Source organism: Labrys sp. E2SS-1L, from assembly GCF_057073705.1.
Window position 1 is genome coordinate 1,530,541 of sequence record NZ_CP172712.1, and the last position, 25,074, is coordinate 1,555,614.

General features: G+C 65.0%; 23 protein-coding genes. 18 read left to right on the plus strand and 5 right to left on the minus strand.

The features are described from left to right. Positions 1-35: 35 nt before the first annotated feature. Positions 36-1,106, minus strand: a complete 1,071-nt coding sequence (locus ACIGJE_RS06970) for a DUF2218 domain-containing protein (protein WP_483679624.1) — start codon at positions 1,104-1,106, stop codon at positions 36-38. 336 nt (positions 1,107-1,442) lie between these two features. Between ACIGJE_RS06970 and ACIGJE_RS06975 the strand changes: the two genes are divergently transcribed. The 5 genes from ACIGJE_RS06975 to ACIGJE_RS06995 all read left to right on the plus strand — a co-directional run bounded on the left by ACIGJE_RS06975 (position 1,443) and on the right by ACIGJE_RS06995 (position 8,860). Further along, positions 1,443-3,785, plus strand: coding sequence for a TonB-dependent hemoglobin/transferrin/lactoferrin family receptor (locus tag ACIGJE_RS06975; RefSeq protein WP_415083274.1), 2,343 nt, complete (start codon positions 1,443-1,445; stop codon positions 3,783-3,785). Positions 3,786-3,794: 9 nt separating this feature from the next. Then, positions 3,795-4,526, plus strand: coding sequence for a hypothetical protein (locus ACIGJE_RS06980; RefSeq protein ID WP_415083275.1), 732 nt, complete (start codon positions 3,795-3,797; stop codon positions 4,524-4,526). A 14-nt stretch (positions 4,527-4,540) separates the two neighbouring features. Next, the gene (locus ACIGJE_RS06985; protein ID WP_415083276.1) at positions 4,541-6,232 is read left to right on the plus strand and encodes an ABC transporter ATP-binding protein/permease; all 1,692 of its coding nucleotides are present in this window, start codon (positions 4,541-4,543) and stop codon (positions 6,230-6,232) included. Between the two features lie 148 nt (positions 6,233-6,380). Then, positions 6,381-6,932, plus strand: a complete 552-nt coding sequence (locus ACIGJE_RS06990) for a sterol desaturase family protein (protein ID WP_311943700.1) — start codon at positions 6,381-6,383, stop codon at positions 6,930-6,932. 77 nt (positions 6,933-7,009) lie between these two features. After that, positions 7,010-8,860: a class I SAM-dependent methyltransferase gene (locus ACIGJE_RS06995; RefSeq protein ID WP_415083277.1), complete on the plus strand. Its 1,851-nt coding sequence runs from the start codon at positions 7,010-7,012 to the stop codon at positions 8,858-8,860. A 101-nt stretch (positions 8,861-8,961) separates the two neighbouring features. On the opposite strand, the gene ACIGJE_RS07000 is transcribed toward ACIGJE_RS06995, so the two are convergent. The 3 genes from ACIGJE_RS07000 to ACIGJE_RS07010 form a co-directional block, all read right to left on the minus strand. Beyond that, on the minus strand, positions 8,962-9,816 hold the full coding sequence (locus ACIGJE_RS07000; protein WP_415083278.1) for an ABC transporter ATP-binding protein: 855 nt from the start codon (positions 9,814-9,816) through the stop codon (positions 8,962-8,964). Continuing rightward, entirely contained in the window at positions 9,800-10,597 is a 798-nt protein-coding gene (locus tag ACIGJE_RS07005) for an ABC transporter permease (protein ID WP_311943708.1), read from the minus strand. Before ACIGJE_RS07005 ends, ACIGJE_RS07000 begins: the two co-directional genes overlap by 17 nt. Before the next feature lie 233 nt (positions 10,598-10,830). Continuing rightward, positions 10,831-11,298: a VapA/VapB family virulence-associated protein gene (locus tag ACIGJE_RS07010; protein WP_311943710.1), complete on the minus strand. Its 468-nt coding sequence runs from the start codon at positions 11,296-11,298 to the stop codon at positions 10,831-10,833. A gap of 622 nt (positions 11,299-11,920) precedes the next feature. Between ACIGJE_RS07010 and ACIGJE_RS07015 the strand changes: the two genes are divergently transcribed. The 10 genes from ACIGJE_RS07015 to ACIGJE_RS07060 all read left to right on the plus strand — a co-directional run bounded on the left by ACIGJE_RS07015 (position 11,921) and on the right by ACIGJE_RS07060 (position 21,206). After that, entirely contained in the window at positions 11,921-12,955 is a 1,035-nt protein-coding gene (locus ACIGJE_RS07015; RefSeq protein ID WP_415083279.1) for a helix-turn-helix domain-containing protein, read from the plus strand. Positions 12,956-13,011: 56 nt separating this feature from the next. Then, positions 13,012-14,175 carry a hypothetical protein gene (locus ACIGJE_RS07020; RefSeq protein WP_311943713.1) on the plus strand — a complete coding sequence of 388 codons (1,164 nt, stop codon included), beginning with the start codon at positions 13,012-13,014 and terminating at the stop codon, positions 14,173-14,175. 106 nt (positions 14,176-14,281) lie between these two features. After that, positions 14,282-14,566: an acyl carrier protein gene (locus ACIGJE_RS07025; RefSeq protein WP_068285961.1), complete on the plus strand. Its 285-nt coding sequence runs from the start codon at positions 14,282-14,284 to the stop codon at positions 14,564-14,566. A gap of 1 nt (position 14,567) precedes the next feature. Continuing rightward, positions 14,568-15,776: a beta-ketoacyl-[acyl-carrier-protein] synthase family protein gene (locus tag ACIGJE_RS07030; RefSeq protein ID WP_415083280.1), complete on the plus strand. Its 1,209-nt coding sequence runs from the start codon at positions 14,568-14,570 to the stop codon at positions 15,774-15,776. Next, the gene (locus tag ACIGJE_RS07035; protein ID WP_415083281.1) at positions 15,773-16,192 is read left to right on the plus strand and encodes a hotdog family protein; all 420 of its coding nucleotides are present in this window, start codon (positions 15,773-15,775) and stop codon (positions 16,190-16,192) included. Before ACIGJE_RS07030 ends, ACIGJE_RS07035 begins: the two co-directional genes overlap by 4 nt. Continuing rightward, on the plus strand, positions 16,189-16,587 hold the full coding sequence (locus tag ACIGJE_RS07040) for a MaoC family dehydratase (RefSeq protein WP_394314160.1): 399 nt from the start codon (positions 16,189-16,191) through the stop codon (positions 16,585-16,587). The genes ACIGJE_RS07035 and ACIGJE_RS07040 overlap by 4 nt, the downstream gene beginning before the upstream one ends. Next, positions 16,584-17,381 (plus strand): SDR family NAD(P)-dependent oxidoreductase, encoded by a 798-nt coding sequence (locus tag ACIGJE_RS07045; protein ID WP_415083282.1) that lies wholly within the window; start codon positions 16,584-16,586, stop codon positions 17,379-17,381. Before ACIGJE_RS07040 ends, ACIGJE_RS07045 begins: the two co-directional genes overlap by 4 nt. Next, positions 17,378-18,607 carry a glycosyltransferase gene (locus ACIGJE_RS07050; RefSeq protein ID WP_483679630.1) on the plus strand — a complete coding sequence of 410 codons (1,230 nt, stop codon included), beginning with the start codon at positions 17,378-17,380 and terminating at the stop codon, positions 18,605-18,607. The genes ACIGJE_RS07045 and ACIGJE_RS07050 overlap by 4 nt, the downstream gene beginning before the upstream one ends. Beyond that, positions 18,607-19,839, plus strand: a complete 1,233-nt coding sequence (locus ACIGJE_RS07055) for a glycosyltransferase family 2 protein (protein ID WP_415083286.1) — start codon at positions 18,607-18,609, stop codon at positions 19,837-19,839. The genes ACIGJE_RS07050 and ACIGJE_RS07055 overlap by 1 nt, the downstream gene beginning before the upstream one ends. Before the next feature lie 35 nt (positions 19,840-19,874). After that, complete coding sequence (locus ACIGJE_RS07060; protein ID WP_483679632.1) at positions 19,875-21,206, plus strand: glycosyltransferase family 2 protein; 1,332 nt, start codon at positions 19,875-19,877, stop codon at positions 21,204-21,206. A 15-nt stretch (positions 21,207-21,221) separates the two neighbouring features. Here the strand turns inward: ACIGJE_RS07060 and ACIGJE_RS07065 are convergent, their stop codons facing one another. Beyond that, the gene (locus ACIGJE_RS07065) at positions 21,222-22,436 is read right to left on the minus strand and encodes an aminotransferase class I/II-fold pyridoxal phosphate-dependent enzyme (RefSeq protein WP_483679634.1); all 1,215 of its coding nucleotides are present in this window, start codon (positions 22,434-22,436) and stop codon (positions 21,222-21,224) included. A gap of 194 nt (positions 22,437-22,630) precedes the next feature. On the opposite strand from ACIGJE_RS07065, the gene ACIGJE_RS07070 reads away from it, so the two are divergent. The 3 genes from ACIGJE_RS07070 to ACIGJE_RS07080 all read left to right on the plus strand — a co-directional run bounded on the left by ACIGJE_RS07070 (position 22,631) and on the right by ACIGJE_RS07080 (position 25,053). Further along, complete coding sequence (locus tag ACIGJE_RS07070) at positions 22,631-23,530, plus strand: transglutaminase family protein (RefSeq protein WP_367625559.1); 900 nt, start codon at positions 22,631-22,633, stop codon at positions 23,528-23,530. Positions 23,531-23,621: 91 nt separating this feature from the next. Beyond that, positions 23,622-24,533, plus strand: coding sequence for a LysR family transcriptional regulator (locus ACIGJE_RS07075; protein WP_440725854.1), 912 nt, complete (start codon positions 23,622-23,624; stop codon positions 24,531-24,533). Positions 24,534-24,636: 103 nt separating this feature from the next. After that, positions 24,637-25,053 (plus strand): DoxX family protein, encoded by a 417-nt coding sequence (locus ACIGJE_RS07080; protein WP_483679637.1) that lies wholly within the window; start codon positions 24,637-24,639, stop codon positions 25,051-25,053. Positions 25,054-25,074: the final 21 nt, after the last annotated feature.

Below are 25,074 nucleotides of genomic sequence, written 5' to 3' on the forward strand. Positions count from 1 at the left end.
GCAGCTTCCGGAGGAACTGCGCCGCCCCTCCCGCTTCAGTGGCCAGGCTCGCCGCGGTGCCAATAGGCGACGGCGCTGACGGCATGTTTGGGAAGCTGCAGGACCTCGCGCCAATGGTGGCGCAGCCGCCGGGCCGTTTCGGCTTCCGCGCCGAGCCAGCACTGAAAGCGGCCCTCGGAGGGAAGCTGCACCGCGATGGCTGCTTCGGCCAGGAGGTCGCTTTCGCCGGCCGGCCGCCCCTGCCTCAGGAGCCATTTGAGTTCGATGCCTGCCGGTGGGGCGAGGGCCTGGATCTCGCCGGCATCCGCCACCTCGATCAGGGCGAAGCCGCGTGCCTCGGCCGGCATCGCCTCGAAGATGCGGGCAATGGCGGGAATGGCCGTCTCGTCGCCGGCGATCAGATACCAGTCGGCGTTATCGATCTCGCCGCCGCCGGGGCCGAGCATGCCGACGATATCGCCCGGCTTTGCCCGCGCAGCCCAGCCTGAGGCGACGCCCTCGTCGCCATGCAGCACGAAATCGACGTCGACCTCACCCGCTGTCGCATCGATACGCCGGATCGTGTAGAGGCGTTGCGTCGGCCGGCGTCCCTCCGATGGCCAGATACGGCGCCCGTTCCTGGCCGGACGAGGCCATTCCGGCTTGTCCAGTCCCGCAGGCGGGATGAGCAGGCGGATATGGATGCCGTCTCGTGTGAAGCGCTCGAGATCCTCGCCCGCAAGCGTGATACGGCGGATCAGCGGTGTCACCTGGGTGACCTGACTGACCCGCATCTCGCGAAGGCCCGGCAGGACGGTAAGGTCGCACCCGTCCCCCGTCCACACCAGGTCGGGCTTTTCGGCCTGCGCCACCTTTTCGAGGCGCAGGCTGAGCATGAATTTGAGGGCTGACAAGCCTTGCTCCGTGGCGGCTTCGGCCCGGATCGTCAATTCGCCCGGATGCGCGGCGAGAAAGGCGCTTCCTCGCCCGCGTGGCAGGTCGACCTGGGCGGTCTCCCCGTAGCGTCTGGTTGGAAATTCATCCATCTCGAAGTCGTTGCAAATTGAATTCAAGTATTCATTTCCAAGGATTGTCTCGATACGAAGCTCGGAATTCAGGATACTCATGGCGCTATATCTCGGTAAGGAAAGCTGTCAGCAAGCGGCCATTCTCCTATCTTGATCCATAAAATGATTCAATATCAATATTTTAGATGAATTAAAACCTGTGCAGCGACAAACATCCGTGAAGTGTGGCGCCGATTTGCATCAAGGGTCGGGCGGAGATGGGACGGTATGCCAAATTGTGCAGTTTTGAGTTTTTATGAATAAATTATGGGCTTAATGACTTGATTTTTACTGCGTATTTTGGAATATATATAATTATGGAATGAATTATTATTTTTTGTTGATTTATGTTGCTTTCGTCGTGTTTATGCCCTCGGGGTTTACTTGGGGGTTGTAATGGAGACGAGGATCATTGTGGCGGCTGGCCTCCTTCTGGCAGGCTGTGCAATAGCGGCCCAGGCGCAGGAGGCCAGGCCGCGGCCGAACCATCCCGCCGCTCCGGCTGCATCGGAGCCAGCCGGCACTGACGAACCGGTGATGCTGGAGCCGGTTACCGTCGTGGCGGAACGCGCCAAGCGTCAGCTTCTCGACGTCCCGGCCACCGTGACGGTGATTTCGGACAAGGAGCTGAAGTCGCATATGGTGCGCGACATCGATGATCTCACCCGCTACGAACCGGGCATCACCGTGAGCCGCAACAGTTCGAGCACGGATCCCTTCGGTGGCAATGGCGGCTTCACCATCCGCGGCGTCGGCGGCAACCGCATCCAGATGCGTGTCGATGGCTCGCGCATCCTCGATGGCAACACCGATGGCACGCGCGATTTCGTCGACCTGCCCTTCATCAAGTCGGTCGAGATCATTCGGGGGCCGGCCTCGGCGCTCTATGGCACCGATGCTGTCGGCGGCCTGGTCGCCTTCACCACCAAGGACCCGGCCGACATCATCAAGGAAGGGCGCAATTGGGGACTGGAGGCGAGCACCAATTTCGACAGCTACAACAAGGCGCTGGTGAATACCGCCCTCGGAGCCTGGCGGGTCTCTCCCAATCTCGAGATCCTGCTGGGATATTCGGTCAAGAAGGCGAGCGAAGCCAAGCTCTCGCGCGCCCGGGCCGATGGTGGCCGCTATGGTTGCCCCCGCTGGGTCGAATATGGCGCCATCGATTGCGGCAGCTTCAACCCGCTGGATGAACTCGGGCAGAACTTCCTCGCCAAGATCGTCTGGCGGCCCACCGAATCACTGGAGCTCAAGCTGACCGGCGAGATCTTCGACCGCAACAGGGATGTCGACTCCCTCTACAATCGCGGCCCCACCACGGTGCGCACGCCCGCCAATCCCAATCCGCCGCAACTGCCCTTTATCCATTCCTGGACGGGAAGCCAGGAATTGACGCGCTACCGCATCGCGCTCGACGGCCTGTGGAAGCCCGAATACGCCTTCGCCGACCAGATACGCTGGAACATCACCTGGTCGCCGCAGCGCCGCGAGGTCACCAGCCGCGAACACCGCACCCTCGCCAACGGCAATCAGCAATATCAGGACAATGTCACCGAGTTCGGGCAACGCTTCCTGCAGGCCGGCCTGCAGATCGATTCGTCCTTCAAGCTCGGGCGCAGTGATCACAAGCTGGTCTGGGGCTTCGACGGCGAATATGGCTACACCGACTATGTCCGCAATCGCACTACGCGGGTGTTCACCCCGGGCGGCGTGCCGGTCTCCAACGCCACCGTCGTGCCCTACACCTGGAACTTCGCCGATTCCAACACCAAGCGGCTCGACGCCTTCGTGCAGGACGAGATCAGCCTGCTGGACGGCAAGCTGCTGATCACGCCGGCGCTGCGCTATTCCTGGAACCAGATCACGCCCAAGCCCAAGTCCGACTATCAGCCGGTACCCGGCTATGTGCTCAGGCAGCGCGAGGAATCGGCGCTGACCAAGAAGCTCGGCATCATCTACAAGCTCAATGAGACCTATTCGGTGTACGGCCTCTATGCAGAGGGCTTCCGCATGCCCAATGCCGAGCAGCTCTATACCGGCTCCTCCTCGGGCCTGCCGGACAACAATCTCGTGCCGGCGCCGGAGTTGAAGCCGGAGCGGGTCCGCTCCTTCGAGGCGGGGCTGCGCGGGCGCTACGGCTGGGGCTATTTCTCCCTGTCGGCCTTCCATGCCGACTACACCAACTTCATCCAGAATTTCGTGGAGATCCCGGCCAGTTCGGGGTCAGGGGTAGACTATACCTGGGCCAATCGCGCCAAGGTCCGGCTGACCGGCATCGAAGGCTCCGCCGAGGTGCAATGGGCCGAAAACTGGGGGTCGAGCTTCAGCCTCACCTACCAGCACGGCAACCAGAAGACGACGCGCGACGCCCCCTGGACCCCGTTCAACGGCGCCAGCCCCCTCACGGCCGTCGCCAGCCTGCGCTGGACCAAGCCGGAACAGGGGCTGGAAGTCGAAATGATCGGCACCTTCGCCTCCAAGGTCAGCCGCACCAGCACCCCCGACATCTTCAAGCCCGGCGGCTATGCCGTGTTCGATCTGCTGGGCAGTTGGAAACCGACCGAGAACATCACGCTGCGGGCCGGCATCCTCAACATCGCCGATACCCGCTATTTCCGCTGGCCGCTGCCTGGCAGTTACAGCCGGACGGCCAGCTCGAGCGTCGCCTTCTCCAATCCGCTCGAACTGCAGACCGCCGCCGGCCGCACCTTCAAGCTCGGCGCCAACATCACCTTTTGAGGATCCGTCATGAGCCAGCAACGATTGCAGCGCGAACGCCTGCTGCACCATGCCGCCGACGTCCTGGAGGTGGCGGGACGTCTCGGCCGCGTGATGCTCACAGCCAGCGGGGGCGGGGCCACCCACGAGCGCATGGGGCCGGTCGACAGGATCGAACGCTCCGGCCTGGCCCTGCGGCTGGCAGGGGTGGCGCACGACGCCGATATCGACACGACCGGGCTCGGCGCCGTCATCCTCGACCGCTCCAGCCGCATGAAGGACAAGGTGCTGCCGCGCCTCGACTTTCATGGCAAGGATGGCGGCGTACGGTTCAGCCTGGTGGGCCTCGACGGGCTCGAGCCTTTCGATGCCGGCATTGCCGGGCTGCGCGGCATGGCCGCAGAAGCGGCGGAGCCCGTCGAACCCGCGGCGCGGGCGGAGGTGGCCGAAGGCGATCCGGGCGCAATTCCCTTCGAGGTGGCTCGCTGCGCCGGTGTGCCCGTGACCATCGAGTTGCGCCGTGATGGCCTCAGGCAGGCCTGGTCCGGCAGTGTCGAGGCGGTCAAGCCGGCCATGGGTTTCATCAACGTCATGCAGCCCGATTTCCACCTGCATCTGCGTGCCGGCGCCGTCGGGCGCTGGCGGTTGCGGGCGGATCGGGCCGGGCTGGATGGCGTCGAACTCCTGGCTGAGAATGCGCGTGGCGAACTGATCGGGCTGGCGGTGCGCGGTCCGGCTGCCGTCCTCGCGCGCCGCGATTGAGCGAAGGGCGAATCATGCCACGGATCATCAGTCAGACGTGGCGGCTGCTGTGCCTGTGCGTCGCCGGCCCAGGCGGACGCACGGGCCTTATCCTCCTCGCAGTGGTTCTCGGGCTCAATCTGGGCGGTGTCTATGTCAGCCTGCTGCTGATCGACTGGAACGCCCAGTTCTACGGCGCCCTCGAAAAACGGGATGCCGCAGCGGCCGTCGGCCAGATCGGCGTGTTCGGCCTGCTGATCGCCGTCAATGCGGCGATGTATCTGGTGGCGGTCTATCTGCGCAAGAGCGTGCAGATCCGCTGGCGGCACGCCTTGACCTCGGCCGCTCTCGACCGCTGGCTTGGCGGCAGAACCCATGTGCGGCTGCGCCAGACCGCTGCCATCCCCGACAATCCAGACCAGCGCATTGCCGAGGACTGCCGGCTGTTCGTCGACAAGTTCACCGAGGAAGGCCTGGAGGTCGTCAGCAGCGCTGTGGGGCTGGTGTCCTATGTGGCTTTGCTGTGGTCGCTGTCCTCCTTTCCGCTCGCCTTCACCCTGTTCGGCGTGGCGGTGGAGATCCCGCGCTACATGGTGTGGGCCGCCCCGGTCTATGTGCTGATCTCCAGCGGTCTCACCCATTGGCTCGGCCGCCCCCTGCTGGCGCTCAATGCACAGCAGCAGAGCCGCGAGGCCGATTTCCGCTTCGCGCTCGCGCGTCTCCGCGAATCATCCGACGCCGTGGCGCTGATGGCCGGCGAGGCCGCCGAAAGGCGCGTGCTGGACGCTCGCTTCGGTGCCATTATGCGCAATTGGCGGGCGCTGATGAACCGCGATCTCATCCTGGGCTGCTTCACCAGGCCTTATTTCAGCACCGTGCTGCGCATCCCGATATTCCTGGCCCTGCCGGCCTATCTTGCCGGGCAGGTCGCGCTGGGCGGGCTGATGAAGCTTGCTTCCGCCTTCCAGAACGTGGTCACCACCTTGTCCTGGTTCATCTTCTCCTATCGCAATCTCGCCGAACTCGCCGCGGCCATTCGGCGTCTCGACGGCTTCCTCGCTGCCCTCGGCCGGGTCGGGGACAATGGCGGTGTCAAGACCGGCACGAGCGGGCTCGATCATCTCACGGTCCAGGACCTCGCCTTGGCGACGCCCGAGGGGCGCCCTCTCGCCATCCTGGCGGACATGCGGTTGGAAAGAGGCGAAAACGCCTGGCTATCCGGTGCGTCGGGCATCGGCAAGACCACCCTCATCAAGGCGATGGCCGGCCTGTGGCCGCACGGAACGGGGAGGGTGAGCCTGCCCGCCGGCCGTCAAATCGCTTTCCTGCCGCAGGCGGTCTATCTGCCGCTCGCGGATCTGCGCACCGTCCTGGCCTATCCGCAAGATCCCGACGCGCTGCCGCGACAAGCCTATGTCGAGGCCCTCGAGCGGGTCGGCCTCGAGCATCGGCTGCCGGGGCTCGACGACGGCGATCCACCCATCGGCCTCTCCGGCGGCGAACAGCAGCGCCTCGCTCTGGCGCGGCTGATCCTGGCGCGGCCGGACTGGGCCGTGCTCGATGAGCCGACCAGTGCCCTCGACGCCGTTGCCGAAAAGCACTTGTTCTCGGTGCTGCGGACGGCGCTGCCGCATACGAGCTTCGTGGTGGTGGCACATCGCGAACCGGCCGGCCTCGGGCCGCTGCGGCGGATCGAGCTGGATCGGTCCGGACTCGAAGTGTCCTAGATCGGCACGGTTCTTGCTAGCGTCCCCGCGATAAGAAAGGCCGCGAGGGGCCAAAGCGCGCTGCTAGGACGCAGCATTTTGTCCTCAAACTGTCGCAATCGCGGAGAAATATGCTCCAGCTTCCAAAGTGCATCGAACGGTGAAGCGCATGCGTTTGAACAAAATTCTCTATTTTGGCGATTTTGTACTCTGCCCTGCTGCGGCCTTCGGCCTGCTTGTCTTGACTCTTCTGCAGCATGACGCCACTGCCGTCGGCATCTGGGCGATGGCTTTCGTGCTGGGCTGCATCGGTTGGACTTTCGTGGAATATGCGGTGCATCGCTGGGTCTACCACGCGGTTCCCTTCTTCGACCGCATGCACGATGCCCATCACCAGGAGCCCAAGGGCATGATCGGCGCGCCGTCCTTCCTGAGCGTGGGCGTGATTTTCCTGGTGTTCTACTTGCCGCTTTATTTCGCCAATCATGCCTTTGCCGGCGGCTTCACCAGCGGGATCCTGCTCGGCTATGTCGCCTATATGCTGGTGCACCACGCCTCGCATCACTGGCCGTCGAAGCCGGGAAGCCTGCTCTATCGCCTGCGTCTGGCCCATATGGTGCATCATTATCGCGGCGAGGAAGGCAATTACGGCGTGGTCACTTCCTTCTGGGACCACATCTTCTCCACCTATGTCGAGCCCCAGCGGCGGCGGGCATCCTGATCGAGCAAACGATTGGCTCGATGCCCCTCATTCGGGCATTGATCGTGCGTGCGCCCGTCGCGTAGGGTCGGAGCATCATGCCCGATCTCGTCCACGACATTGTCCGCTATCAGAACAAGCGCGGTGGCGCCCACCGAGCCGGTACCCTCACGACCGGGCCGCTCGAGCGCATGGAATATTATCTGAGGGATCATTTCAAAGGACAGCCGCTCCGCACCGTCGAGACGGGGTGCGGCGCCTCGACGATCCTGTTCTCCCATTACGCGGAGGCGCACACCGCCTATTGCTACGACGATACCGCCGAGGCGAATTCGAGCGTCAACTTCGCCAGCGGCTTTCCGGGGCTGAAGAGCAATGTGGAGTGGGTCTTTGGGCCGACGCAGCGCACGATCTTTGCGAACCCGCTCACGCATGACGTCGACATCATCCTGATCGACGGTCCGCACGGCTATCCGTTTCCGGAGCTGGAATATTTCGCCTTCTATGAACGCCTCAAGCCTGGCGGTATCCTGATCGTCGACGACATCCACATACCCACGATCAACAATCTCTATCGCTTCCTGATGCAGGACGATGGCTTCCACCCGCATGGTATCACGGGCGCGACGGCCTATTTCCAGCGCAGCGACCGCCCCGCCTTCAACATGGAAGGCGATGATTGGTGGCTGCAGCGCTACAATGTGCAAAAATTCCCCGCGCGCCGCTTCGATCGCATCGAGGAAAACTTCAAGCTCCCGATCAAGATCGACTTCCAGGGCAAGCTCAACGAATCGCTGCCCCAACTGGTACGCGGCTTTTCTCTTCAGAACGGGCGGCCGGTGACGGAAGGCTACACGTCGCTGGTCCAGCTGAAACTCGGTCTGAAGGCACCGACGAAGCTGACTTTCGATATCGAGCTGAGGCCGGTCGGTGTCGACGAGCGGCGCAAACGCCTGTCGGACTCTCCGGGCTTCAGCGTGGTCGTCGACAACAGAGAGATCGGCTCCTACGATTTCGAGGGCGCAGGCCGGCGCCGAATACGCTTCGAGGCGCAAACCCGCGGCAGCGATGTCGTCGACCTCGAATTCCGGCATCGCGGCCTCATGTCGGGCAATGCTCTGCCCGATTGGGAGAAGTCGGAATCCTTCGACAATCGCTATCCGAATTTCTGGCTCGATTCGATCGCCGTCGCTTCAGACGACGAGCTCGATGCCAGGCCCAATCACATCAGCCGGGTCGACGGCAGTGTGATTTCGTTTGATTACCAGGCCGAGCGCGTGAGCTTCCTCGTCAACGACGAGGCGGATTCGGTGCAGGCCTTCCATGCGAGCGGCCAGTTCTACGAAGCCGAGGAGCTGGAACGCATTCGGGCGCGCCTTCCTGAGAAGGCCAGCATCCTCGATGTCGGCGCGCATCTCGGCAATCACACGGTCTTCCTCGGCAAATTCGCCGATGCGGGCGTGATCGTGCCGATCGAGCCGCAGTCGGGGGCCGCTGCCTGCCTGCGCATCAATTGCGCCTTGAACCGCTTGGCCAATGTCGACTTCGCCTATCTTGGGGTCGCCCTGAGCGACCAGGCCGGTGCCGGACAGACTTTCACCCACAGCAAACACAACACGGGCGGCACGGTGATCCAGCAGGCCGAGGAAGGCCCGGTGCAGATCGCCAAGGGGGACGATCTCTTCGCCGGGCACAGCTTCGATTTCATCAAGATCGATGTCGAGGGCATGGAGCTGAAGGTGCTGGGCGGGCTTGCAGCCACCATAGAGCGCTGCCGCCCGCTTCTTTTCGTCGAGGTCACCGACGCCAACGAGGCGCGGTTCCGCCGTCTCATGCGGGACTGGAACTATGCGATCCTATGGTCCGGCCAGACCTATCCCAAGCTCACCAATTTTCTGCTGGAGCCCGGCAAGCCGGCCAAGCCAGCCAGGCGGTGGTTCTGGCGGTAATTTCCTGGGAAGAGCAGGCGTCCTCGCCTGCTCTTCCCATCGGCTTGCCGGAGCGCTTCCAAGATCAGGCGAGGACGCCTGCGATCCCAGGACCAGTGGCCTCAGGTCATGAAGGCAAAGCGGTTGGGGTCGTCGGCTTCCTCAGCCAGGGCCTTGCGATAGTCGGTGATGACGGCATGCGTCTGGCCATCGGCCCGGAGGCGGCCGCGGTCGATCCAGATCGTGCGCTCGCATAATTCCGCGACCTGGTCGAGGTCGTGCGAGACGAACAGGATGGTGCCGCGCTGGCGGAAGGCGCGGATCAGGGTCCGGCAGCGCTCGCGGAAGGCATCGTCGCCCACGGCGAGGGCCTCGTCGACGATCAGCACGTCGCCATCGGCATGGGCGCAGATGGCGAAGGCGAGGCGGGCGCCCATGCCGCTGGAATAGAGCTTCACCGGCTGCTCGAAGAAATCGCCGAGGCCGCAGAGTTCCTGGATGGCGCCGAGCCTCTCGGTGACCTGCGTACGCTTGAGGCCGAGAATGGCGCCCGACAGATAGCAGTTCTCGCGCCCCGTCAGCTCGTAGTCGAAGGCGGCCCCGAGCGCCAGCACCGGGGCGATGCGGCCCTTGACGGTGAGCGAGCCGATGGTGGGCGCGGTGATGCCGCACAGAATCTGCAGGAGGGTCGACTTGCCCGAGCCGTTGCGTCCGACGATGCCGACCGCCGCGCCCTTGGGAATGGCGAAACCGATCTCCTTCAGCGCCCAATATTCGTCGTAATAGCGTTTCCTGCCGCCAAACAGCACCTGCTTCACCTGGTCGATCGGGCGCCGGTAGAACTGATAGGCCTTGCCGAGGTCGCGGCATTCGACCGCGAGGTCCAAGGGACGGTCTTGGGCGTGATCTCGGGCACGGCCCTGGGTGGGATCCTGGGCTGGATCTTGCGCGAGCGTCTGTTCAGATGATGTCGACAAGGATCGTCTTCTTTCGCATGAACAGGGTCTGGCCAGCATAGAATACCGCAAGCGAGGCCGCGAGGCAGGCCAGATAGAGCAGGCTGTCCGGCCAGGTGCCACGCAGGATGGCGGTGCGCATCATCTCGATGATGCCGGTGAGGGGATTGAGATAGGCAAGCCAGCGCCAGTTTTCCGGCACCTGCGCCGCCTCGTAGAACACCGGCGTCGCGAACATTGCCACCGGAATGATCGAGATGATCAGATGGTTGAGGTCGCTGGTCAGCGCGCCGATGGTGGAGAGAATCCAGACGATACCGAGCAGGCAGAGGACGAGCGGCAGGAGGATGAAGGGCAGCGCGAGCCAGGACCAGTGGATCGACTGGTCGATCAGGATCTGGCCGGTCAGCAGCACGCCGAGCGCGATCAGCATGTAGACGCCGCCACGTGCCACCGCGATCCAGGCCAGGATCTGCGGCGGGAAGATCGAACGGCGGATGATGTGCTTGTGCTCGGCCAGCAGCAGCGGGGCGCGATAGGCGATCTCGGCGAAGTAGTTGAAGACGATCAGGCCGACGAAGATCGAGAAGGCATAGCCGAAGCGCCCGCCGCTGTCCTGCGCGACGCCGACCTTGAGCGCGCCGGAGAAGACCAGCGTATAGATCGACAGCATCACCAGGGGCGCCAGCACGGCCCAGGCCCAGCCGAACACCGAGCCGCGAAAGCGTACCTGCAGTTCGCGGGTCAGGATGGCGCGAAACAGTTCGCGCTGGCGCCAGATATCGGCAAAGGGCTGCAGCAAGACGAAATTCCAGGTAGTCGAGGCTTCTTCAGCCCCTTCCTAGAGCAAAACGCGTTCAAGTGTGAACGCTATTTTGTTCTAACCCTTTGGTTCGACGCGTCTTTGCGATTCTTGGTGATTCCGCCAAATCGCTATGGAGCAAAGCGTGTTTGAGTGTAAACGCTTCACTGCCTGCGCCCGATGCCCACACAGGGACGGTGGCAGGCCAAAGGGAGCGGCCTGCCACCTCTTCGTCATTTCCAGCGGCCGGTGCCGCCGCCGGTTCCGCCGACCGTGCTGACGCCGCCCGACATGAAGTTGCCCAGCAGGGCGTGGCCCTTGCTGAAGAAGTTCACATTCAGCATGACGGGGCTGGCGTTGAACTGGAAGCTCACGGTTTCCGCATAGAGGCGGTTGAGGTCCTTGGTGAATACCGTGCCGAACATCACGCCGCCGCCGGGACTGGAAACGCCACCGGCATTGCCGGTGAAGGTCTTGAGGACATGGCCATATCCTCTGTCGGTCGTGACTTCGATCGTGAAGCGCAGATAGAAGATGGCGCTGATGATGGTGCATTTGGCCGGATATTGGTCGGCTGCCGCCGTGCCCATGATGTCGGCCGCGATGGCCTTGATCTGGTCCTGCTCGAGCAGCCCTGCCATTGAGTTTGCAAACTCGCGGGCGGCAAGGTCGGGGTCGTAGTTCAACTTGACGTCGTCCATGGAACTCTCCTGATCTTGATCCAAAGTTCAGGCGCGTAGGCGCTCTTTTTCTCGGTTCTCTCGCCAGGGGCTGCGGTCGGTGACGACAGGCCCTGGAACGGGACGGCAAGTCTCGCCTTGGCGTTTTGATCGGCGGCCTCACGCGCGGAACGGGCATCATGGGCGAGGCTCAGGGGGCGGTCTCTGGCTATTAAAATAGACCTGAATACCTCGAAGGTGGTAGGATAGGCGTCTCGATATATTTGGATAAACGTCTCTTCTGGATGAATTAATCTACAAAAATACAGGAAAATGTATTCTGAATATGGAAGTATTATTTATATATTTGTTTTTCGTTTTGCTGACGTTCAAGCATGGGCGAGGTGGTCTTTAGTTTTATTGAGATGAATGTCGTAGCGGTGTTCCGCAAATGAAAATTCCATCACGGAATTCGAAGCAGGCGACCGTTAAGCTGCTGATATTCGAATTTTGAAAAATGTGTTGTTATATTGTGATTGTCACTCGCACGTTCTTTGCCCAAGCACGTGCGGGCTGCCCTTGCAGCAGCATCGGAAGATGTTATTCGTTGCTGGATGTCAGGCCGTGCGGCAGGGCACGAGCCAACCCTGTTCGGGAGACATGCGTGAAGCGATCCACTGTCGACTGGAGCAAGGATGCGTGGAACTGGCGTCCCGGCGAGGGGCGGTGGTCGATGAGGCGCCATGGTCTGCCCAAGGCGGCCGTCTATGCGCGTCTCGATACTCGCGACCATCGCCCGCACGAGCGCTATGATTTCTGGCGCGAAGCCGCCCTCTACGAGATCGACGCGGACCGGCGCAGTGACCCCTCGCCGTTTCTGGCGGAGGGGGCAGGCGTGATCGGGCCGGGGGGTTCGATCTTCACCACGCGTTCCCATGCTTTGGCAGGAGGACGGCGCCGGGGGCAGAGCGAGCGGGACGGTGGTGACGATATCGCCATCGGCCTGGTTCTCTCTGGAAAGCGCCGGCACGAGGAAGGGGATGAGCGCAGCCTGGCCACGGCCGGACAATTTTTCGCCTTCGATGCCAGATCCGAGAGCCGGCTGTCCTGGACCGCCTTCGAAGCGGTGCATCTGGCGATGAGGCGCGAACGTGCTGAAGCGATCCTGGGGCCGCAGCTTCCGTCCTCGGCCGCGCTCGCCCGCTGGCTGGGGGCCTCGCCCGCCGGCCGCATCCTCGCCGCCCAGATGCGGGCGCTGGCCGGCGAGATCGACAATCTCCACCCCGACGAGCGCAGCAGCCTGCTCCAGATCACGCTCGATCTGGCCGATCTCGCCTTGCGCGACGTGGCGGGGCGGACAGAGGACGAGGATCTCGATGTCGCCGGCAGTGTCTTCACCGCGGCGATGCGGCTGATCGACGTCAATCTCGCCAACCCCGCTTTCGATCCCGACATGCTGGCAGGGCTGCTCGGCTGCTCGCGTGCCACGCTCTATCGCTGCTTTGCCGAGCAGGACATCGCCATTGCCGAGGCCATTCGCGCGCGGCGGCTGGCGCGTGCACGCGACTTGCTGCTCAGCGCGCCGCGCAGCGTGTCGATTGCCGAGATCGCCATGCGCTGCGGCTATCTGGATCCGGCCCATTTCAGCCGATTGTTCCGCCAGGAATTCGGCGTCAGTCCGACGGATGCCCGCGGCTGAGCCGCTCTTGTCCGCCAGCCGTTGCCTTTCCCGTCCGAACTTGACAGAAGGGCGGCATGCAAGTCACCGTCCGTCCCGTCTCCTCCAAGCGCGAGCTCAAGCAATTCCTCGCTTTGCCGCGGCGGATCTATGCCTGTTACAGCGATTATGTCGCGCCGCTCGATCATGACCGGGCGCAATTGATCGATCCGGCCAGAAGTGCCTTCTGGACCCATGGCGAAGCCGCGTATTGGCTTGCCTATGACGGAGAGGGCCGCGCCGTCGGCCGCATCTCGGCGCAGATCGATCACCTCGCCACCGGCGCCCAGCATGAGGGCATCGGCTTCTTCGGCTGCCTCGATGCGGTGGATGACGAAGGGGTGGTGGTCGAGCTGGTACGCATTGCCGCTGCCTATCTCGCCGGCAAGGGCAGCAAGGTGATGCGCGGCCCCTTCACCTTGTCGATCAATGCCGAATCCGGCCTGCTGATCGACGGTTTCACCGCACCGCCCATGGTGCTGATGCCCTGGCACCCGCCCTATCTGCGCGCCCATCTGGAGGCTGCCGGCCTCAAGCTGGCGAAGACGCTGCATTCCTATGGCTTCGACCGGCGCCGCAGCGATCTTGCCGACAGGCTCGAAAAGCTCGGCATGGAGCGCCGCCGCAAGGGGTTCGACATCCGCGCCATGCGCATGGACAGGCTGGCCGAGGATGCCGAACTCGGGCGGTGCCTGTTCAACGGCTCCTGGGCAGCGAACTGGGGCTTCGTCCCGGTCTCGCAGGCCGAGATGTCGGCGATGATCAAGGCCTTCAAGCCGTTGCTGAAGGCGGAATATGGCGTTTTCGTCGAAAGGCAGGGGGAACTGGTCGGCTTCGCACTGTTCCTGCCCAATGTCTTCGAGATCACCGGCGATCTAGGAGGTTCGCCTTCTCCCTGGGGCTGGCTGAAACTGGCATGGCGCGGGCTGACGCAGCGCTTCGCAGGCGGTCGCGCCGTGCTGTTCGGCGTGGCGCCGCGCCTGGTCGGCTCGGTCTCCGGCGCCAGCGTCGCGCTCATCCTGGTGGATGAATTGATGCGCCGGGCTGCCATCACCGGTGTGCAAGATTTGGAATGCGGTTGGATTCTTGACGATAACTATGCCATGACGAGCGTAGTTGAATGGCTCGGGGCCCGGTCGACACGCCGTTTCGGCGTTTTTGAAGCATCGATTCAGTCCCATGACGCCCATAGTGTTTTGTGATTTGACGGCATTGCCTAGAATCGCAAAACGCGTTGAAACAAAAAGCTTGAGCAATCGAGCGGTTAGCTAGAACGCGCTTTGCTCAAGGGACGTGTCCAGGAAGAAGATGTCGACCGAAACCAAAGATAACATCCTGTCCGATCCGCAGCGTGTCTATGACGAGGTCGTCAACCTGATCGTATCCGAGGGCATGGTGGATCGCGAGAAGGTAACGCCCGATGCGACCTTCGAGACGCTCGGCCTCAAATCCATCGATATCGTGATGATCCTCACGGCTGTGGAAGAAAAGTTCGACGTCTATATTCCGATGGATGGCTCGATCGCCGAGGCCAAGGATCTCAAATCCTTCATCGACGGCGTGCTGGCCCGCATTGCCAGTGAAAAGTCCTGATTTGAAAAGACGCGTCTATATTACCGGCATGGGGGCGGCGACGGCGGCGGGGCTTGGTGTTCCGGCGCTGTGGGAGGCCGCCCGCGAGGGCCGGAGCGCCATCGGCCCGCTCGAAGTGGCGCGGGAACTGCGCCACAACATCCGCATCGCCGGGCAGTTGCGTGGCTTCGATCCGGCCGATCATATCGAGCCCGACGTGCTGGCCTTTTGCGACCGCTTCACCCAGCTCGCGATCGTCGCCGGCGACGAAGCGCTGGCCCAGGCCGGCTTTGCCCGCGCCGATCGGCAGGGCGAGCGCACCGCCACCATCGTCGGCACCGGCATCGGCGGCGGTGAAACCATCGAGATCGGCATCCACAACGCCTATGTCACCGGCCAGCGCCTCGATCCCTGGAGCGTGCCGCGCCTGATGCCCAATGGCGCCGCCTCGCAGCTGAGCGCCCGCTATGGCGCGCGCGGCCCGTCCTTCGCGATTGCCAGCGCCTGTGCCTCCGGCACCCAGGCCATCGGCCTCGGTGCCCATTTCATCCGTGCCGGCATCGTCGATCGCGCCGTGGTCGGCGGGGCCGAGGCCTGCATCACCGCCTCGGGCATGAAGGGCTGGGAAGCCCTGCGCGTGCTCTCTCCCAATGCCTGTCGTCCCTTCTCCAAGGATCGCAACGGCATGGTACTCGGAGAAGGTGCCGCCATTTTCGTGCTGGAGAGCGAGGAGAGTGCTAGGGACAGGGGCGTGACTCCGCTGGCTGAGCTCTGCGGCTACGGCACCTCCAGCGATGCCGGCGACATCGTGCGCCCGGATGCCGGCGGTGCCGCTGCCGCGATGCGCCAGGCCCTGGCTGATGCCGGGCTCGGGCCGGAGGCGATCGACTATGTCAACGCCCACGGCACCGGCACGCTCGCCAATGATGCCACCGAGGCGGCCGCGCTGGCCGCTGTCTTCGACGCGCGCCTGCCCGGCCTGCCCGTCTCCTCCACCAAGCCGGTGCACGGCCATGCCCTCGGGGCGGCCGGCGCCATCGAGCTGGCGATCACGGTGATGGCTCTGCGAGAAGGCGTGGTACCGCCAACGCTCAACTGGACAACGCCCGATCCCCGATGCGATCTTGACTGCGTGCCGGGGCAGAAGAGGGCGGTGACGATGCGCCATGCCATGACGAATTCCTTCGCGTTTGGCGGCATCAATGCGGTGCTGATCGTCGGGCAGGCATGAGCGCGCCGCCGCCTCTCTCCATCGGCCCCATTGCGGCCCGGGTCGAGGCGGATGCCGTGCGGCGCTACCGCGAGGCGACGGCCTTCGACGGCAAGATGAGCCAAGGATCGACAGGCGATGGCGACGAGGTTCCCGCGACCTTTCCAGCGATCTGGCTGTGGCATCCGGCCGCCAAGGCTGCCTTCGACGATCTTGCCGGCGAGGAACATCTCATTCCCGTGCTGATCGCCCAGCGCTTCGGCTATCGGCGCGCCTTGCGCATCGGCGAGGAGATTCGCTTCGTGATCACCCGGCGGGCGGATGCCGCCATGCCCGACGATGTGCAGATCGAGGCGCATATCGAAGGCCGGGATGGCGAGGTCATCGCCGATTTCGCAGCGACCTACCGGTTGTTCCAGCCGGAGCTGGCGCAATGAGCGCCTCGATGCCGCCGCTCACCATCGGCCCGATCGGCGCGGCCGAGGTGGAGGCGTTCGCCCGGGCCTCGGGCGACACCAACCCCCTGCATGTCAGCGCGGCCATCGCCCGCACCATCGGCCTGGAGGCAGCGCCGGTGCATGGCATGCTGCTGGTCGCCTATCTCAATGAGGCGGTGCGGCGTTTCCTGCCGCAGGCTGTGATCGCAGGCCTGTCCACCCGCTTCATGGCACCGGTACCCGTCGGGGCCGAGGTCGAGATTTCCGGGCGAACGGTCAAGCGTCACGATAACGGCGAGCCGGCCGTGCTGCGCCTCTTCGTCAAGACGAGCGGCGGCGTCGTCGCCTGCATGGCGGAAGCGACTCTGTCGCGTGCGATGGAGGGTGGGTCATGAGCCGCCGGACCGTGCTGATCACCGGGGCCAGCAGCGGTATCGGCAGGGCCCTCGCCCTCGAATATGCCACGTCCGAAAATGCCCTCCTCCTCGTCGGCCGAGACGAGGCGCGGCTGGCCGACATCGCCGAACTCTGCCGGGCACGCGCGGCTGCGGTCGTCACCGGCCGCATCGATGTCCGTGATCGCGAGGCGCTTGCCGCCTGGATCACAGCCCGGGACGGCGAGGCGCCGATCGACCTCGCCATCGCCTGTGCCGGCATCGTCTCGGGCACCAGCGCGCAAAGGCCGCTCGACCCCGCTGAGGCGATGCGGGCGGTGCTCGCCGTCGACCTGATGGGAGCGGTCAACACCATCGAGCCGGCGCTGGATGCGATGCGTCGCCGAGGCCGCGGTCACGTCGCCTTGGTCGGCTCGCTGGCCGGCCTGCGCGGCTTTCCGTCCTCGCCGGCCTATTCCATGGCCAAGGCCGCCATTCACGCCTATGCCGAAGGCATCCGGCCGGCCCTGAAGCGCGAAGGCATCGCCGTCAGCCTGATCGCGCCGGGCTTCGTCACCACGCCGCTGAATGCCGAGCTCGTCGCGCCGCAGCCGTTCAAGCTCACCGCCACCAGAGCAGCCCGCATCATCCGCAGCGGCCTCGACCGCCGCAAGCCGGTGATCGCCTTTCCCTTCATCCTCTATGCGGGATTGCGCCTGCTCACTTTGCTGCCCGCGCGTTTCGGGGACTGGCTGCTCGATCGTCCCGGTGTCGATGTGCCGTTGACGAGGGAGCGGGAGACAAGCGGGCCATGACGCTCCTCGCGGCCCTGGCAGGCCTGTGGTGGGTCGCTCTCGTCTGCCTGCTGCTCGGCTCCACGCTGCTCGCTTTGCTCCAGCCGGCGCTCGCGGCACGCCGGGCCGTTGCCGGCGAACGCAGGCCCGTCTCGGTGCTGGTGCCGCTGCGGCAGGTTGAGGAAGCGGAGAGCGAAGCGAATCAGGCGCTCCTGCGGCTGGATCATCCCGGCCTCGAAATCCTGTTCTCGGTGAGCGACGCAGAGCCTTCTCCGCGAAGTGGGGAAGGTGGCGTTGCGAAGCAACGACGGATGGGGTGCGGCCCGCTGCCAGTGTCCTATCCGGATGAAGCCGTGCAAGCCGACCACACCCCATCCGACCCGACTTCGTCGGGCCACCTTCCCCACTTCGTGGAGAAGGCTTTGACGATCAGCGTCCATGTCACCACGCCCATTCCCGGTGCCAATCCGAAGATCGCCAATCTGATCGAACCGGTGGAAGCGGCTGAGCACGATCTCCTGCTGATCAAGGATGCCGCCACCATTCTGCCGCCCGGCGCCCTGGCCGCGATGATGGCGAGCCTCACGCCCGGCGTCGGACTGGTCTCCTGTGTGCCGGTGGCGCGCAGGCCCGGCAATTTCCCGGCCCTGGTCGAGGCGAGCCTCGTCAACTCCTATGGCGGGCGGCTGTTGCTGGCGCTCTCCGCGCTCGGGGGCGGTGCCGGTATCGGCGCGGCCATGCTGCTGCGGCGTGGCGATCTCGAAGCCGCCGGCGGCATCTCCACGATCCTCCGTGCGGTCGCCGACGACCATGCCCTGGCCAAGCTTCTGCAGGCGAGGGGGCTGCGACCGGTCTTCGCCGCGGCCACCGTCGACCAGGACCTTGGCGCCCGCCGGCCCGGCGAGATCTGGCAGCGCCATCTGCGCTGGGCGATCTGCCGGCGCCTGGAAGAACCCCTGGCCTTCGCCGCCGAGCTCTTGACCGGCCTGCCCGCCGCCTGTCTGGCGGCGCTCGCCGGTGCCACTCTCCTCGGCCTGCCTGCCATTGCCCTGCTGGTGCTGACGCTCCTCCTCTGGCCCGCGGCAGAATGCGCCCTCACCTGGCGCAAGGGCTGGCCGCTCTCCCCGGCCACGCCGCTCGCCGTGCTGCTCCGGGAAGCGATCATGCCGGCACTATGGCTGAACGCCCTCGCGGCGCGTCGCCTCGCCTGGGGCGGGGCCACAATCGCCCTGGCAGGGCGGCGCTGATGCTCTTCCTGATCGATGCCATCGGCTTTGTCGCCGGCCTTTTCCTTGTCGTGCTGCTGGGCCAGCATCTGCGCCTGGCCTGGCGCGCGCGCCGCTACCGGCCGCCGCCGATGCAGCCGGATGCCGAGTGCCCGCCTATTCTCCTGCAGATCCCGCTCTACAACGAGGCCGGTTCGGTCGAGGGGGCCCTGGCCTCGGCCCTGGCGCTGGACTGGCCTGCCGATCGGCTGACCATCCAGCTCCTCGATGATTCCACCGACGAGACGGCGGCCCTGGCCGCTGCCGCCATCGCCAGCCTGCCGCCGGGAGGCCCGCTGGTGCAGCAGGTCAGGCGGGTGAACCGGGACGGCTTCAAGGCTGGCGCCCTGGCCGAAGGCATGCAGCGCTCCGATGCGCCCTTGATTGCCATTCTCGATGCCGATTTCAGGGCACCACGCCAATGGCTGAGGCAAGCGGCAGCGGTACTGGCGGCCGACCAGGGGGCGGCCTTCGTGCAGTTCCGCTTCGAGTTCGGCAATCGCGACCAGAATTGGATGACTTTGGGCCAGCAATTCTCGGTCGATGCGCATTTCCTCGCCGAACAGGCGGGAAGGCAGGTCGGCGGCGACCTGTTCCAGTTCAACGGCACCGGTGCAGTCTGGCGCCGCGCCGCCATCGAGGCGGCCGGCGGCTGGTCCGCCGATACGCTGGCCGAGGATCTCGATCTGACGCTGCGCAGCTATGCCGCCGGCTGGCACGGCCAGCTGACGCTCGAGCCTCCGCTGACCTGCGAGGCGCCGGCCGACCTCGCCAGCTGGCGCGTACAGCAGGCCCGCTGGTCGACCGGCTTCGTCCAGGTCGCACGCAAGGGGCTGCCGCTGGTCTGGCATTCGAACTGGAACCTTGCTGCCAAATTCGGCACCAGCCTGCTCCTCGGCCTGCAGCTCGGCCTGCCCTGCCTCGTGCTGGCGGTCGCCGCCTTCGTCCTCGATGGCCTGCTGCGTGGTTTCGGCAGCGGACATGCCGTCCTGGCGACGGCAGCCGCCCTTTATGCCGGGACTTCGGCCCTTCTCATCACCCTGCCGCCATTTCTGCGCTTGCGCCGGGGTGGTATCATCCGCTACGGGGCAACCCTGATCGCAATTCCGGTCCTGCTCGTCTTTCTGGCTTTGGCCAATTCGGCGGGCGTGGTGACGGCGCCCTTCGCTGCAAGGCACGATTTCGTGCGCACGCCGAAACAGGGAGACCGGTAGCGGCGACAGGCTGGAACGGGGCTGAGAGACGGAGTTTGACGGGTTTGTGGGAGAGTTTGTGGGCGGTCGCCGGCTGGCTGGCGGTGATCTTGGCCGTGATATCGTTGCTCGGCTGGTCGGTCACCTTCGGCTCGACCCTGGCAACCTTCTATCTCGTCTTCAAGCATTGGCGCCTGCGCAAGGCCGGTGTCGAGGCCGAGCGCCTTCTGCTGGCGCGGGGCCTGCCTGACCGGGCCGACCTGCCGGATGTGGTGGTGCAGATCCCCACCTTCAATGAAGGCGCCATGGTCGCCCGTGCGCTCGACGCCGCCACCGCCCTCGACTGGCCGCGCGAGCGCCTGCATATCCAGATCCTCGACGATTCCACCGACGGCTCCACTGTCTTCGCCAATGAAGAGGTGGCGCGGCGCCGGGCGCAGGGCTTCGACGTGGTGCTGATCCATCGCAAGGATCGCACCGAATACAAGGCCGGCGCGCTCGCCAATGCGATGACGCTGACGCCGCATGGCTTTTTCGCCATTCTCGACGTCGACTACGTGCCCGACCCCGATTTCCTCAAGAAGACCATGACCTGCCTGTTGGCGGATCCCAAGCTCGCCTTCATCCAGGCCCGCTTCGACTATCTGAACCGGGATGCCAACCCGCTGACCCGCACCCAGGCGGTGCTGCTCGACGCCCATCTCGCCATTGAGCAGGGCACCCGCTGCTGGGCCGGCCATCCCCTGCCGTTCAACGGCACCTGCGGCGTCTGGCGCCGGGAGGCGATCGAGGCGGCCGGCGGCTGGCGCGGCGGCACCTTGGCCGAGGATCTCGACCTGTCCTACCGGGCCTGGCGCATCGGCCGGCGCGGCTCCTTCCTGATGAGCGTGCCGGTGCCCGGCGAACTTCCCGAGACGATGAAGGCCTGGATGACCCAGCAGCAGCGCTGGACCAAGGGCTTCGGCGAAGTGATGCTGCGCCTGCTCTGCCCGATCCTCGGCGACGGTTCGCTCTCGCTCACCGATCGCCTCAAGGCGGCGATGCATCTGGGGGTGTGGTGGTCGGGCCTGGCCTGGGCCGTGGCCCTGCCGGCCGGCATCGGCGCGATCGTGCTGGGAGCACCGCTGCGCTGGGAGTTGGCCGGTGTCCTGGTCGGCCAGCTGCTGATCGGTTATATCGCGCTCTTCGTGTTCCTCAGGGCCGGCAACCTGTCTCTGCGGCCCGGGGAGACCAGCCTCTCCGATTTCCTGCGGGAATTCGTGCAGGTCTCCCGCGATCTCTTCCGCATCGGCGCCGTCATCGGCCCCGCCCAGCGCGAGGTGATCTTCGGAAAACGCAGCGAGTTCGTGCGCACCCCGAAATCCACGGCAGCGCCCAAGGTCGTCTGAGACTGGTCCGTTGTCTCAGGCCGCCGGCCTGAGCACGCCGGTCTGACGGCCGGCGGCGGCGATGATGTCGAGCGCACGCTCGATATCGGCGGCGCTGTGGGCGGCCGAGACCGAATAGCGCAGCACCACCTCGCCATTGGGCGTGGCCGGTGGGATCAGCATGTTGACGTAGAGCCCGGCGCGAAGCAGGGCGGTCCAGGTGTCGAGCCCTGCCTTGATGCCCGGCATGCGCACGGCGCCGACCGGGCCAGGCGGGGCCAGAGGCGGCAGGCCGAGGCCGGTCAGGCCGCGATGCAGGGCTTCGGCATGGCTGAACACGGTTGCGCGGCGCTCGTTGTCACCGGCGATGATCGAGAGCGCCTGCCGGGCTGCGGCCACCACCGGCGGCGGCAGGGAGGCGGTATAGAGATAGCTGCGCGCGGCAAAACGCAGGGCCCGGAAGGCCGGATCATTGGTGACGCAATAGCCGCCGACCACGCCGACGCTCTTGGAGAAGGTGCCGACGATGACGTCGACCTTGTCTTCCACGCCCTGCGCTTCGGCGACGCCGCGCCCCCGGGCGCCGTAGAGCCCGAGCGAATGGGCCTCGTCGACCAGCAGCACGGCGCCGGTCTGCGCGGTCACGGCACTGATCGCTTCGAGCGCGGCGACATCGCCGAGCACGCTGTAGAGGCCCTCGACGATGACGAGCAGGCGGCTTGGCGCGATCTCGCTTTGTGCGATGATGCGGGCGAGATCGGCAGCGTCATTGTGCTTGAAGGTGAGGATTTTGGCGCCCGAGAGCCGGCAGGCATCGAAGATCGAGGCATGGCAATGGGCATCGAGCACCACGGCATCGCCCTCGCGCACCAGCCCGCCGATGGCACCGAGATTGGCCATGAAGCCGGTGGAGAACACCACGGCATCGCGCCGGCCGTAGAGCTCGGCGATGGCCTTTTCGAGCTCGACATGCAGGGCCTGGTTGCCGCTGGCGACGCGCGAGGCGGTCGAGCCCGTGCCGAAGCTCGCCAGCGCCATACTGGCTGCCTCGATGCAGGTGGGATCGAAATTGAGGCCGAGATAGGAGTTGGTGCCGAACATCAGGGTTTCGCGCCCCTCGATCACCGCCCGAACCGGGCTCAGCACTCGCTCGATCACCACGCTGAGCGGGGTGAGGGCGCCCCCGGTGGAGCGGTCGAAAATATCGGCGAATCCCTGCGATCGTGCCCTGATGCCCGGCGGCCCTGCCATCGTTACTCCTTGTTTCCAAGCCAATCCAACGGATTGGCTGGAGTGTCTTTGTGATTCCCGGCAATTTCGCCAGATCATGAAACTCGATCGCCCGGCAAGAGTTTCCACTTGCCGGCTCGTTTCGGTCATACCTTATTTTTTCGCCTCGTCCATCCGGACAGGGATGAATCTGCTGCCCGAAGGGAGTTCGTGCCTTGAAACGCCTGATCGTCAGCCATCGCACGACCTATCGCTATGCCGAATCGGTCAGCTTTGGGCCGCATCGCATGATGCTGCGCCCACGCGACAGCCATGAGATGCGACTGATCTCGGCCACCCTGACCACCTCGCTGCCGGCCGAGTTTGCCTGGACCTACGATGTCTTCGGCAACGAGGTCTGCACGGGGGTCTTCACGGGCCAGGCCGGCGAATTGTCGATCGAGAGCCGGCTCGAGATCGAACGCTTCGCCTCGGCGGTGCCGACCAACCACCTGACCGGCGGCGAGGCACCTTTCCCGGTTACCTATTCGGCCGACGAGACCATCGATCTCGGTGCTGCCATGCTCGCCTCGGCCGACGACTATCCCGACGATCTCAGGCTCTGGATCGCCGGGGCCCCGAAGCGCCATCCGGGCGGGGCGCGGGATCTGCTCACCGGCCTGTGCCAGGAGATCCATGGCGAGTTCGCCTATGTCACCCGCTTCGAACAATCGACCCAGGATCCGGCCGTCACCTTCGCAAACCGAAGCGGCGCCTGCCGTGACTTCGCAGCCCTGTTCATCGCCGCGGCCCGGCTGCTCGGCTTCGGAGCGCGCTTCGTCTCGGGCTATCTGTTCGATCCGCCGCCCGAGGGAGGAGCGCCGATCCTGCAAGGCGCCGGCGCGAGCCATGCCTGGGCCGACGTCTATCTGCCGGATATTGGCTGGATCGAGTTCGATCCCACCAATGGCCTGGTGGCGTCCGACCGCCTGATTCGCATCGCGGCGGTGCGCGAGCCGCATCAGGCGATACCGATATCAGGCTCGTTCATCGGCACGCCCACCGCCTTCATCGGGCTGTGGGTCGGCGTGGACGTCGAGGAGGTCGAGGAGGCGGGCCTGTCGCCGTACAGGTGACGTTCGGCCTTGTTTGAAGGCCAATATTCTTTCCGAGCGGGGACTTTCGAGGCTAGAATGTCGACTATTCTCTCCTAATCGGAAGCAGTCCATGGAACGGCTCGAATGCGACCGCATGTTCGTGGCAGTGCTGGAGGCTGGCAGCTTCTCTCGTGCGGCGGCACGGCTCGGCACCAGTTCCGGCCAGGCTTCCAAGCTGGTGTCGCGGCTGGAAGCCGATCTCGGCGTGCAATTGCTCAAGCGCACCACACGGGCCTTGTCGCCGACCGAGATCGGCCGCGCCTATTACGATCGCATCAAGGCCGTGCTGGAGGAGTTCGATGCCCTCGATGCCTCCGTTCGCAGCGCCTCGGGCCTCGCGGCGGGACGCATCAAGCTCTCCGTGCCCCTCAGCTTCGGCACCATGCATCTGGCGCCGGCCTTCGTCGCCTTCGCCAAGCTCTATCCCGATATCCAGCTCGATGTCGGCTTCACCGACCGCGTGGTCAGCCTGGTCGACGAAGGCTTCGACATGGCGGTTCGCATCGGCAACCCCGGCGATTCCAGTCTGATCGCCCGCAAGCTCTGTGAGGTCAGCATGGTGACGGTGGCGGCGCCCGTCTATCTCGCCGAACATGGCGAGCCCCTGCACCCCCGCGAATTGGCGCGCCATGAATGCATCATCGATACCAATTACAGCGATCCGCTGAGCTGGCGTTTCCAGACGGATGGGGCGTCGCTGCAGGTGGCGGTCAGGGGACGGCTGCAATTCTCGAACGGGGAGGCGAGCTTCAAGGCGGCGGAGGCAGGGCTCGGCATTGCCTGTGGGCCGAGCTTCCTGGGCGGCGAGGCGCTGCGGGCGGGCCGCCTCAAGCCCGTGCTGCGCAGCTTCGAGGACAGGCCGCTCGGCGCCTATGCCCTCTATCCGCCCGGCCGGCATCTCGCGGCCAAGATCCGCGTTCTCGTCGATTTCCTGGCCGAACGCTATCGCGGCAGGCCGCCCTGGGAGCAGGGATGGTCCTGACATAAGTTCCACAATGGAATTAATGTTCTGTCTTGAGCCAGGATAATCGCCAGAACGGAAATGGTGCAATGTACAGGCAGCAATCCTGTCCCTGGAGACGATCATGTTCGACACCCGCACCGCCCCCTATGCCGCCCTGTTGCTGCGCCTGGCGCTCGGCGTTCTCTTCCTGGCCCATGCCGGGCTGAAGATCTTCGTGTTCACGCCGGCCGGCACCGCCCAGTTCTTCGGCTCGCTCGGCCTGCCGCCGGTGCTGGCCTATGTGACCATTGCCTGGGAGGTCATCGGCGCGCTTGCGCTCATTCTCGGCGTCTGGCCGCGCCTGGCTGCCCTGGCCCTGATTCCGGTGCTGGCAGGTGCCATCGCCACCGTGCACGGCCCGGCCGGCTTCTTCTTCACCAATCCCAATGGCGGCTGGGAATTCCTGGCGCTGTGGATCGCCGGCCTTCTCGCGCTTGCCCTGATCGGCGACGGTGCCCTGGCGCTGAGGCCGACCCCTTCGCGCGCCGCCGCCAACTGACGCAATGCTTGGCGCGTTAAC

Coding starts and splice junctions, on each gene's coding strand:
- ACIGJE_RS06970 (WP_483679624.1), bottom strand. CDS start 1,106: ATGAGTATCCTGAATTCCGAGCTTCGTATCGAGACAATCCTTGGAAAT.
- ACIGJE_RS06975 (WP_415083274.1), top strand. CDS start 1,443: ATGGAGACGAGGATCATTGTGGCGGCTGGCCTCCTTCTGGCAGGCTGT.
- ACIGJE_RS06980 (WP_415083275.1), top strand. CDS start 3,795: ATGAGCCAGCAACGATTGCAGCGCGAACGCCTGCTGCACCATGCCGCC.
- ACIGJE_RS06985 (WP_415083276.1), top strand. CDS start 4,541: ATGCCACGGATCATCAGTCAGACGTGGCGGCTGCTGTGCCTGTGCGTC.
- ACIGJE_RS06990 (WP_311943700.1), top strand. CDS start 6,381: ATGCGTTTGAACAAAATTCTCTATTTTGGCGATTTTGTACTCTGCCCT.
- ACIGJE_RS06995 (WP_415083277.1), top strand. CDS start 7,010: ATGCCCGATCTCGTCCACGACATTGTCCGCTATCAGAACAAGCGCGGT.
- ACIGJE_RS07010 (WP_311943710.1), bottom strand. CDS start 11,298: ATGGACGACGTCAAGTTGAACTACGACCCCGACCTTGCCGCCCGCGAG.
- ACIGJE_RS07020 (WP_311943713.1), top strand. CDS start 13,012: ATGCAAGTCACCGTCCGTCCCGTCTCCTCCAAGCGCGAGCTCAAGCAA.
- ACIGJE_RS07025 (WP_068285961.1), top strand. CDS start 14,282: ATGTCGACCGAAACCAAAGATAACATCCTGTCCGATCCGCAGCGTGTC.
- ACIGJE_RS07035 (WP_415083281.1), top strand. CDS start 15,773: ATGAGCGCGCCGCCGCCTCTCTCCATCGGCCCCATTGCGGCCCGGGTC.
- ACIGJE_RS07040 (WP_394314160.1), top strand. CDS start 16,189: ATGAGCGCCTCGATGCCGCCGCTCACCATCGGCCCGATCGGCGCGGCC.
- ACIGJE_RS07045 (WP_415083282.1), top strand. CDS start 16,584: ATGAGCCGCCGGACCGTGCTGATCACCGGGGCCAGCAGCGGTATCGGC.
- ACIGJE_RS07050 (WP_483679630.1), top strand. CDS start 17,378: ATGACGCTCCTCGCGGCCCTGGCAGGCCTGTGGTGGGTCGCTCTCGTC.
- ACIGJE_RS07055 (WP_415083286.1), top strand. CDS start 18,607: ATGCTCTTCCTGATCGATGCCATCGGCTTTGTCGCCGGCCTTTTCCTT.
- ACIGJE_RS07065 (WP_483679634.1), bottom strand. CDS start 22,436: ATGGCAGGGCCGCCGGGCATCAGGGCACGATCGCAGGGATTCGCCGAT.
- ACIGJE_RS07075 (WP_440725854.1), top strand. CDS start 23,622: ATGGAACGGCTCGAATGCGACCGCATGTTCGTGGCAGTGCTGGAGGCT.
- ACIGJE_RS07080 (WP_483679637.1), top strand. CDS start 24,637: ATGTTCGACACCCGCACCGCCCCCTATGCCGCCCTGTTGCTGCGCCTG.